Consider the following 9,549-nt stretch of genomic DNA (forward strand, 5'->3'; position numbering starts at 1 on the left):
GACCGAAAAGCCCTATCTTGCGGCACGCGCGCCTCGCTAGGCGTATCTTGCGACGCAAATGTAGAGCCAGCCATGTTTTGCGACGTATTCGCAGTGTCAGCCGAGTCGCCGCATGCGTCCTTTGCTTCTTTGGGCGCTTCGTCTGCGGCGCCCTCCACGTCCTTGCAGAGCGCGCAAATTTCATGATTTGCAAACTCCCGCCGCGGCTCTATGCCGAAATATATCACCTTTGCGGCGTGATTTATCGTGGTTGCGACCTTGCGCGAGGCTGCGATGACATTTCGCACGCGATCGAAAACGGGTGCTTTTCGGTCGTTGTGTTTGGTCGCGACAAGCTTAAGATTTAAAAATTTTTCTACCACGAAGCCAATCTGCGCGGCTTTGGCGCCGTGCGAATGTAAAATTTCAAATCCGCCCGAGCGTAAAAACCTATAAATTTCAGCGAACAAAAACGGATTGTAGCGCTTGTCGCGGCTTTTGTACTCATAAATTTGCACGCGAGCATCCAGACGCTGCAAAAACTCGCATCTATCGGGCACGATTAGCGCCGCCTGCTCGCTTTTGCAAAGCTCATTTAGCGAGTCGATCACGATCTTTTCGACGCCGCCGTAAAATCTGGAGCAGCAAAGATAGGCGATTTTCATCTATTTCTGCCCTTCTTCATCTTCAAAATGAAGCTAAAGAGCCCCTGCCTGCCGCTAACCATGATGCGCGGAATTTCAAAATTTGAGTAGTGCGGGCGCAACACGTCGTTTTGCGTCGTAACGGCGCAGCTAAAGCCCGCTTCGCGCGCGCAGCGGACGCTAATCTCGTCGTAAAAGCCGAACGGATAGGCAAAAGCGCTGCAAGAAATCTCAAATTTCGCCTCTATTTCGCGCTTTGATTCGCTCATCTGACGCAGCTGCTCTGCCGCGTCTAAGCTAGGCAAGTTTGCGTGATCGAGCGTATGCGAGCCGATCTCGATGAGCCCGCTTTGCAAAAGCTCGCGAACCTCATCGTCGCTTAGCATCTCCTCGCGATTTAGCTCATCGCTTGATTTTTTCAGATCCTTATCGGTCGCCCAATCCCCGTCAAAGCGCCGGTTCACGATGAAAATCGTCGCCTTAAAGCCGTATTTTTGAAGTATCGGCAGAGCGCCCGTGAGATTATCGCGATACCCGTCGTCGAAGGTAATGCAAACAGCCTTTGCAGGCTTTTTATCCAAGCTTGCAAGCTCGCTTAAAGTGTAGCTCGTAAAACCGTTTCGTTTCAGCCACGCAAGCTGTTTTTCAAACGCGGCGGGGATCACGCGCAGACGGTTAAATTTAGAGGCGTGCTTTGGCAGATGCTCGCGGATCATATGATACATCAGCACGCGCGGATACTCGTAAGGTTGGTCCTTCGCCCACCACGCAAAGCGTAGGCAGAACCACGCAAAAAGCGCCGCAAAAGCCAAAACCGCCGCCGCGTAGATCATCTCTCAATCCTCATGCGATAGGCCAAAAAGCTCAAAATCGTAGCCAGGCTTAGCGCTTCTTTCGACAGATACGCGCCGTGATCGAACTGGCAATCTATCAAAAGATAAATTAAAAGCGTGAGAACCCCAAACTGCCTGCTTTGGACGCACTCTTTAAAAACGCTAAATAGGATTGCGCCGTAAAAGATAAGCCCGAGCGCGCCGCTATAAAGTAAAATTTCTAAAAATAGATTGTGAGGTGCGTTGTATTCGGGATGCTCAAGAACCGGGGAGCCCGGCAAATTTATATATGAGCCCAGTCCGTAGCCCAAGATAGGCTTTTCTTGCGCCATTTCTAAAATATAGCTCCAAATCACGGTTCTGCCTGAGGAATCGCCGCTAAATAGCGCTGCTAGCCTTTGCTCAAACGACGGCGAAAGCGCGAGTAAAACGGCGAAAAGTGCGATGAAACATACCGTGAAAAGCAGGTATTTTTTGTTTAAACTCTTTAAATTTAGCGCGCCGTAAAACACAAGCGCGCAAAACGCGCCGACCCACGCCGCTCTGGAAAATGAAAAGATCATAAAAAATGCAAATAAAAATAGAGCCGCAAATTTGAGCGCCAAAGGCCGCCGTATCGCCACCGCGCTAAGGCAGAGCCCAAAGCCCATAAAAAGCCCTAAGATATTGCGGTTCGAAAGCGATCCGCTAAGACCGCCGCGAACAGAGTCGCTTGAAAAGACGATCGCATCGGTGCTGCTTACAAGCTGGTAGATCACGCTCGCCGATAAAATTCCAAGCCCCACGAACAAAAAGGCAAAAACGGCGTTTTGATCAAAAAATTTGAGCTTGTAAAAATAGCAAAGCGCCAAAAATATCGTGCCGTATCGAAGGATGAAAAATAGCGTGCTCTGCCATGCCTTTTTTGAGATAACCGCCTCGTTTAGGAGGTTTGAGACCGCTAGCGTCGCGACGACGCATACGAAGCAGATCGCGATAAATCTCGTTTTTTTCAAAATTTCGCTTAGGATTGCGTAGTTTTTAAAATAAAATAGATGTACCAAAAAGAGTAAATTTAGCGCCGCAAAGGAAATCTGATAGACTGCGTTTTTAAAAAATAGCGACGCGCACCAAAGAAGCAGCAGCGTTAAAAATGTGATTCTCCAGCCGCTAGGCGCGCCGTTTTCGTAAAAAAATTTTTTCATATTAAACTCTCATAAACCTTTATCGTTTTTTCTACCATCTGCTCTAGGCTGAAGTTTTGCGAAACGTAGCCGTAGCCGTCAAATTTCAGCTCGCGCGCGGGGGCAAACAGCTCCGCTAACGCCTGCGCATCGCCCGCGTCAAAAAAATAGCCGTTTTCGCCCTCTCTTACGATATCCAGCGCGCCGCCGTGACGGGTCGCGATCACGGGACAGTTTAGCGCGATCGCCTCAGCCATCGAGCGCCCGAAGCTCTCGGGCTTGCTCGAAGCGCTTACCGTGACCGACGAGAGCGAGTAAATCTCGGCTACCTTGCTCTGCGAGCCCGTAAAAATTACGCGCTCGCAGAGACCAAGCCCCTCTACGAGCGATTTTAGCTCGGAAAAATACTCGTCGCGACTCGCTCCCACGCCGCCTACGATCAAAATTTTAAGCTTTTGTTCGCTTGCCAAAGCCGCGGCGCGGATTAGGGTTTTGTAATCCTTAATCTGCGTGATGCGCCCCACGGCAGAGACGATGAAATCATCCTGCGCAAGGTTAAAATTCTGCCGAAATTCCGCGATAAAGCGCTCATCTAAATTTTTGGGATTAAATTTTACTAGATCGATACCGCGCGGAATAATAGTGATCTTGGCCGCATCCACGCCGTAGCTTCGCACCACGTGATCGCGCGCATAGCCGCTAGGACAGATGATCGCTTCCGCATCCGTCATGATTTTGCTGTAGAAATTTACGGAATTTATCCCGTGCACGGTGCTTACGATCTTTGCTTTGGGGCGAGCAAATTTAACCAGCCACGCCGGCACGCGGGAGCGGACATGCACTATGTCGGGAGCGATCCCGCTTAAAATTTTACGCAGCTTTAAAACGCGCGCCGCAGCGCTTAGAATACTTTTGGAGCAAACGTCGAGCTGCACGTGCACGCCGCCCCCGTTTTCTATATCGGGCGCCAATTTGCCGCCGTTACTGATAACGAAATTTTCGATGCCGCGCCGCGCAAACTCTCTATTTAGCTCGACTACGCCGCGCTCGACGCCGCCTTCGTTAAGCTCGGGCAGGATTTGCACGACCCTCATATTTTTATCTCCCTCACAAATTCCTTCAGATCGTACTTCGCGGTCTTTTTTAGCGCTTCATCGTAGCGCCTAGCATATCCCGAAGAAACGAGAGAGCTTATAAAATCGTCAAATTTATTATGAGCGTCTTTGCGTTTTAAACTCAAAATAGCTACGCTCGCGCTCCCGTTAGATGCAGCCTCGCTTATCATCGAGACGCTGTCCTCGCTGATAAAGACCCACTCGCACTGCGCCAAAAAATCGCCGATCGGATTTACGGGCTCGCGGCCGTAAATCACGCTGTAATCCCAGCCAAGCTTTTCTAGCGCGCCCTCGGTAGCCCGCGGCGTGCGCGGAGAGGTCGTTAGCGCAAACTCGCAGTCCGCAAACCGCGCTCTTACGCCCTCAATCTGCTTTAAAATTTCATCCCCCATCTCAAAGCAGGAATTCGGCCCGCCGATGATAAATCCGATGGATTTACGCTGCAGCCGGTACAGCCCCTGCGGGCGCGAAAAGCTAAGCGAGACGGGTGAAATTTTAAGGTTCGCGCGCGGCTTCGGGCGATCATGCGCGCCTGCGATGATGACGCTAAAATCCTTGCGGTAGCCCTTCGGATACATTAGTGCTACGCTCGGCTTTGCGTATCTGCGCGCGTAAAATTTCAGCGCGTAATAGCTCGTAGAGCCCGCGCCTACGAATAGATCGAAATCTGCGAAATTTAAATTGCGATCTGTCGAGGCGTCTAAATTTGCGTTATATGATACGGCGTCTGAATTGGCACCATTCGGCGCGGCATCTAAATTTACGCTATCTGACGCGACGAGGCTGTTTAAAGCGGGGTTGTTTAAATTTGATCCGTTTTTGAGGTCCGCGTCTTTTATCTCGCTCGCACCGCCATCATCAAGGTCACACCCAAGACTGGCTACTCGTCCAAGCCTCCCCCCATGCCAACGTCCCCAGCCTACACTTTATCGGGCGCAGCAGCCTGACCAGCGACCTCGTTGGCGAAAAGCTCACCGAAGCCTTTGTCGCCCACGCCATCCCCCAAGCCCTCGCCCCGTTTTCAGGCTGCCTCTTCCTGCAAGGCAGCACCACCCCGCAGCCGCACTACATCCTCTGGCACGAACCCACGTTCACCCCATCCGAAAATGCCCTTGCCGCGCTCAACACCGCCCTATGCGCCAACCCCCAATACCACTACGCCCAACAAATCGGACAGCTCGGCAACCTCACCGCCCGCCCCCATCCCCAGCTACTCGCCTACGCCAGCCAACACGCCCCCAGCCGCGTACTCGGCACACAAAAAATCCCCATGCTGCTGCCCCCCATCACATAGGCAGCCTGAAACCCCAAATGGAGTGGCGACGGCTCGTCGTCAATGGCAACGTTTTAACCATGCCAAACCGCATTTCAGGCTGCCTGATTGCGCAAGCCATAGGCAGCCTGAAACCTTCGCAAACCCAAGTAGGTCAGGCATTTATGCCCGACGCTGTTATGTTGTGGCGTATAAAATAAATGTGCCTGTGCTTATCGGGCATCAATGTCCAACCTATAACCACTATGCCAAACCCCATTTCAGGCTGCCTTGCGATGCGAAAACGCGGGCGCAAATATTGGGGCAGCCTGAAATATCCGCAGAGCAGGACAACTCGCTGCCACCCAATGCTATCGCCCCTTTTTCAGGCTGCCTCCCCTCCCCCATCCAACAAAATAAATCCTCCATCTGCTAAACACAGCCTGAAAAACCCACGCAATCCAGTTAAAATACGCCCTTGCCGTTTTCGCTGCGCTAAACTCCGTTTCAGGCTGCCTAATGCGCGGCATAAAACCAGCCCCAAAGGCAGCCTGAAAACGCGTACCACAAGTTTCAGCGCAGCCCAAACACCCTATCCCTTTCCCATAAATCCATAAATAAACACCCCCATGTCCACACACAAAACCCCACTGCTAGACAAACTCCTAGACCGCAACCTGCTCAAAAACGGCGAAACCTACGACAAAACCTTCGTTTGGCTTTTGCTGTGCCTGCTCTGCTTCGGCTTGGTGATGGTGTATTCCGCATCCGGCGCGCAAGCAGGGCTAAACAGCTACGACAACCGCGGCTTCTTTCTCATCAAACAAACCCAATTCGCCCTGCTCGGGCTGGCCGTCTCGTTCGGGCTGATGCGCGTGCCCCTGTGGCGCTGGCAACGCTGGACCACCTATCTCCTGCTGCTCACTCTAGCGGTGATGGCGGTCGTCCCGTTCACCGGCGAAATCGTCAACGGCGCGCGCCGCTGGCTCGCCACCCCGTTCGGCTTCAAAATCCAGCCCAGCGAGCTGTTCAAATTCATCACCATCATGTATATGGCGAGCTTTTTCAAACGCCGCGTCGATGTGCTGCACGACTTTCGCCGCGTGATTATGGTGGGCATGCCCATCGGCATCGGCATCGCGCTGGTGGCGCTCACGCGCGACTTAGGCTCCGCCATCGTTATCTTCGGCATCTTTATCTGCCTGCTTTATCTTGCCAACGTGCCGATGAAATGGTTTTGGGGCGCGGTTAGCGTCATGATTGCCGTTGCCACGCTGATGATTGTTACCTCCGAATTCCGCATGCGCCGCATGGAAGTGATGTGGCAGCCGTGGAAAGACCCCACCGGCGCAGGCTACCAAGGCTTGGGCTCGCTGCTTTCCATGAACCAAGGCGACCTGCTGGGCACAGGCTTGGGCAATGCCATCATGAAACGCGGCTTTCTGCCCGAAGCCCACACCGACTTCATCCTCGCCGTTATCGGCGAAGAGCTTGGCTTAATCGCCGTTGCCGCGCTCTCTTTTGTGTATCTCTGGATTATTTGGCGCGCCTTTTCCATCGGCAAACAAGCCCGCGACTTGGATTTGCATTTCAATTCATTTATCGCCACAGGCGTAGGCGTGTGGGTGGCGGCGCAAAGTTTTGTGAACATCGGCGTAAACATCAGCCTGCTGCCCAACAAAGGGCTCACCCTGCCGCTGGTTTCCTACGGCGGCTCCTCGCTGGTGATTATGCTGATTGCCTTCACCATGCTCTTGCGCGTGGATTATGAAAACCGTCTTTCCCTGCGCGGCTATTCCGTATCCGACCCGCGCGAGCGCAACGCCAAGCCCAGCAAAAGGCAGCCTGAAAACACATAATGCCCAAGCAGCAAAAGGCAGCCTGAAAAGTATTTAGCATCACACAAGCACCGCTTTATATAAGCAAAAACAATTTTCAGGCTGCCCATCGCTCCCGTTTAATAAACAGCCCAACCAGAAAGCCCAACCATGACTCCCAAAACCATTCTCCTGATGGCAGGCGGCACAGGCGGACACATCTTCCCCGCCCTAGCCGTTGCCCAATCGCTGCAACAACAAGGACACCGTGTTGTCTGGCTCGGCAGCCACGACAGCATGGAACAACGTCTCGTGCCGCAGCACAACATCCCGCTGGAACTCATCGCCATGAAAGGCGTGCGCGGTAAAGGCATCCTGCGCAAACTCGCCCTGCCTCTGATGCTGCTGCGCTGCGTTCAGGCTGCCAAAGCCATCATCCGCAAACACCACATCGATGCTGTCATCGGCTTCGGCGGCTTTGTAACCTTCCCCGGCGGGCTCGCCGCCAAACTCCTGGGCGTGCCGATTTTTGTGCACGAGCAAAACGCCGTGGCGGGCATGGCAAACAAACGGCTCGCCAAATGGGCAGCGCGCGTGTTGTACGCCTTTCCCCAAGCCTTCCCGCAATACCCCGATGGCTTAGTGGGCAACCCCGTCCGCGCCGAAATCGCCGCCCTACCCGCGCCCGAAAGCCGCTTTGCCGAACGCCAAGGCAGCCTGAAAATCGCCATTGTGGGCGGCAGCTTGGGCGCGCAAGTGCTCAACGAAACCGTGCCCGTCGCGCTCGCCCTGCTGCCCCAAGCGCAACGCCCCATCATCACCCACCAATCAGGGCGCGGCAATTTAGCCACGCTGCAAGCTGCCTACCAGCAAGCAGGCGTAGCTGCCGAGTGCATTGAATTTGTGGACGACATGGTTGCCGTGTACCGCGATGCCGACGTGCTGATTTGCCGCGCAGGCGCGCTCACCATCGCCGAACTCACCGCCGCCGGCGTGGGCGCGCTGCTCGTGCCATTCCCCTACGCCGTGGACGACCACCAAACCGCCAACGCGCGCTACATGGTCGCCACCGAAGCAGGCTTGCTGCTGCCGCAATCGCAGCTCACCGCGCAAAAGCTCGCCCAAATCATCGGCGGCTTAACGCGCGAGCAATGCCTTGCATGGGCAAGCCGCGCCCGCACGCTCGCCATGCCGCACAGCGCCGATAAAGTCGCCGAGATTGTGCTGGATACGATTGATACAAAATAGGCTGATACAAAATAGGCAGCCTGAAAACGCCTCTCCCCCGTTTTCAGGCTGCCTAAAACCACTTAAACGATGGAGAAACAATGATGACAGCAACCCAATCCCACCGACCTGCATCCAGCAAACTCTTCCCCAGCATCCTTGCCCTTTTGCTTCTGACCTCTTGCTCACTCTACCAAGGAAAACTCAACACAGCCAACGAACCCAAGCTCAACCCAAATCCCAAGGAACGCTACGATTTCACCGTTACCTTGATAGAAGCTCCCACCAATTTGGTTGTTACCAATATCTGGGCGATTTACGAATCCAACTGCGAACAGCTGGTAGATAAATGGGCGGGGGCTTATAAGGAATTAACCAAAGAATTTGCGCTTGAATTTCATAAAATTAAGCCGAATGTTTATCAGGCTACGATATTTGGCGATAAACTTGTGGATGAAAGCCGACCTGATGGCATGGAGTGCCGTTGGAAATTATTGAGTGTTCCTGTTAGGTTAGAACCCAGCCCCAACTTGGCAGATATTCACTATTCAAGTGGGGTGGGTATTTCACCAAATCATTATGTATCAGAAGGATACTGGAAGCGTGATGGCTACATTACGCGGTATCGCTTCAATGAGCCTAACAATAAAGGACATTTCTCTTTGAGTGCAGTTATAAGTAAAAATATGTTCGGTCCTATTCAGAAGCAACAATTAGCCACTATTCGTGTAGAACTACGGAGAAAATAATCATGACTACCCCTAAATTTGACCGCCTAGCTATTACCCAAGCTGTGTTATTAAAATATACTTATTTTTAGTCAAATCACCAAAAGGAATTTATCACCCATGTCCCACAAACTTACCCCCAGCATACTCGCCCTTTTGCTGCTGACTTCTTGTTCACTCACCCAAGGAAAATCCAAAATGACTGATTACGAACCTAAACTTAATCCCAACCCCACGCAACGCTACGATTTTACTGTTACGTTGATTGAAGCTCCTACTAATTTGGTGGTTACCAATATTTGGGCAATTTATGAATCCAACTGCGAACAGTTGGTAGATAAATGGGCAGGGGCTTATAAGGAATTAACCAAGGAATTTGCGCTTGAATTTCATAAAATTAAGCCGAATGTTTATCAGGCTACGGTGTTTGGCGATAAGCTGTTGGATGAAAGCCGCCCTGATGGTACGGTGTGCCATTGGAAATTATTAGATGTTCCTGTTAGATTAGAACCTAGCCCCAATTTAGCAAACATCCATTACTCAGGTGGTGTTGGTACTGCTCCGAATGAATACGTATCAGAGGGATATTGGAGATATGAAGGCTACATCACGCGGTATCGCTTTAATGAACCCAGCACAGAGGGGCATAGTTCTCTGGGGGTACTTGAAAGTAAAAATATGTTTGGATCCATTCAGAAGCAACAATTAGCCACCATTCGTTTTGAATTACGGAGAAAATAATCATGACTACCCCTAAATTTGACCGTTTAGCCATCACCCAAGCTGTGTTA

The 9,549-nt window shown here is 52.1% G+C and carries 9 protein-coding genes and 1 pseudogene; 5 read left to right on the forward strand and 5 right to left on the reverse strand.

Features of this window, described 5'->3' with window-relative positions; genetic code table 11:
* The 5 genes from Q0277_RS01095 to Q0277_RS01115 form a co-directional block, all read right to left on the reverse strand.
* On the reverse strand, window positions 1–644 hold a 644-nt coding region (locus Q0277_RS01095; RefSeq protein WP_366517313.1), incomplete at its 3' end, for a glycosyltransferase.
* On the reverse strand, window positions 641–1,456 hold the full coding sequence (locus Q0277_RS01100) for a polysaccharide deacetylase family protein (protein ID WP_297994677.1): 816 nt from the start codon (window positions 1,454–1,456) through the stop codon (window positions 641–643). The genes Q0277_RS01100 and Q0277_RS01095, both read right to left, overlap by 4 nt.
* Window positions 1,453–2,640: an O-antigen ligase family protein gene (locus Q0277_RS01105; RefSeq protein WP_297994680.1), complete on the reverse strand. Its 1,188-nt coding sequence runs from the start codon at window positions 2,638–2,640 to the stop codon at window positions 1,453–1,455. The genes Q0277_RS01100 and Q0277_RS01105 overlap by 4 nt, the downstream gene beginning before the upstream one ends.
* Window positions 2,637–3,713 (reverse strand): glycosyltransferase family 4 protein, encoded by a 1,077-nt coding sequence (locus tag Q0277_RS01110; RefSeq protein ID WP_297994683.1) that lies wholly within the window; start codon window positions 3,711–3,713, stop codon window positions 2,637–2,639. The genes Q0277_RS01105 and Q0277_RS01110 overlap by 4 nt, the downstream gene beginning before the upstream one ends.
* Entirely contained in the window at window positions 3,710–4,573 is an 864-nt protein-coding gene (locus tag Q0277_RS01115; RefSeq protein WP_297994694.1) for an ELM1/GtrOC1 family putative glycosyltransferase, read from the reverse strand. The genes Q0277_RS01110 and Q0277_RS01115 overlap by 4 nt, the downstream gene beginning before the upstream one ends.
* 71 nt (window positions 4,574–4,644) lie before the next feature.
* Here Q0277_RS01115 and Q0277_RS11160 point away from each other — a divergent pair.
* From Q0277_RS11160 to Q0277_RS01135, 5 genes and pseudogenes are all read left to right on the forward strand, one after another.
* Window positions 4,645–5,028 (forward strand): annotated as a pseudogene (locus Q0277_RS11160) (GH3 auxin-responsive promoter family protein); the annotation flags it as partial.
* Between the two features lie 587 nt (window positions 5,029–5,615).
* Window positions 5,616–6,845 carry a putative lipid II flippase FtsW gene (ftsW, locus tag Q0277_RS01120; protein WP_200522758.1) on the forward strand — a complete coding sequence of 410 codons (1,230 nt, stop codon included), beginning with the start codon at window positions 5,616–5,618 and terminating at the stop codon, window positions 6,843–6,845.
* 129 nt (window positions 6,846–6,974) lie between these two features.
* Complete coding sequence (murG, locus tag Q0277_RS01125) at window positions 6,975–8,051, forward strand: undecaprenyldiphospho-muramoylpentapeptide beta-N-acetylglucosaminyltransferase (RefSeq protein WP_297994686.1); 1,077 nt, start codon at window positions 6,975–6,977, stop codon at window positions 8,049–8,051.
* A gap of 80 nt (window positions 8,052–8,131) precedes the next feature.
* Window positions 8,132–8,779 (forward strand): hypothetical protein, encoded by a 648-nt coding sequence (locus tag Q0277_RS01130; protein WP_297994689.1) that lies wholly within the window; start codon window positions 8,132–8,134, stop codon window positions 8,777–8,779.
* Window positions 8,780–8,956: 177 nt separating this feature from the next.
* Window positions 8,957–9,499 (forward strand): hypothetical protein, encoded by a 543-nt coding sequence (locus Q0277_RS01135; protein WP_297994691.1) that lies wholly within the window; start codon window positions 8,957–8,959, stop codon window positions 9,497–9,499.
* The last annotated feature ends 50 nt before the right edge of the window (window positions 9,500–9,549 follow it).

The organism is uncultured Campylobacter sp., assembly GCF_938030815.1.
In the GTDB taxonomy this organism is placed as follows: domain Bacteria; phylum Campylobacterota; class Campylobacteria; order Campylobacterales; family Campylobacteraceae; genus Campylobacter_B.

Excerpts from the sequence above, each read along its gene's own strand:
- Q0277_RS01135 (WP_297994691.1), top strand. The coding sequence starts at position 8,957 with ATGACTGATTACGAACCTAAACTTAATCCCAACCCCACGCAACGCTAC.
- Q0277_RS01110 (WP_297994683.1), bottom strand. The coding sequence starts at position 3,713 with ATGAGGGTCGTGCAAATCCTGCCCGAGCTTAACGAAGGCGGCGTCGAG.
- Q0277_RS01105 (WP_297994680.1), bottom strand. The coding sequence starts at position 2,640 with ATGAAAAAATTTTTTTACGAAAACGGCGCGCCTAGCGGCTGGAGAATC.
- Q0277_RS01130 (WP_297994689.1), top strand. The coding sequence starts at position 8,132 with ATGATGACAGCAACCCAATCCCACCGACCTGCATCCAGCAAACTCTTC.
- Q0277_RS01100 (WP_297994677.1), bottom strand. The coding sequence starts at position 1,456 with ATGATCTACGCGGCGGCGGTTTTGGCTTTTGCGGCGCTTTTTGCGTGG.
- ftsW (WP_200522758.1), top strand. The coding sequence starts at position 5,616 with ATGTCCACACACAAAACCCCACTGCTAGACAAACTCCTAGACCGCAAC.
- murG (WP_297994686.1), top strand. The coding sequence starts at position 6,975 with ATGACTCCCAAAACCATTCTCCTGATGGCAGGCGGCACAGGCGGACAC.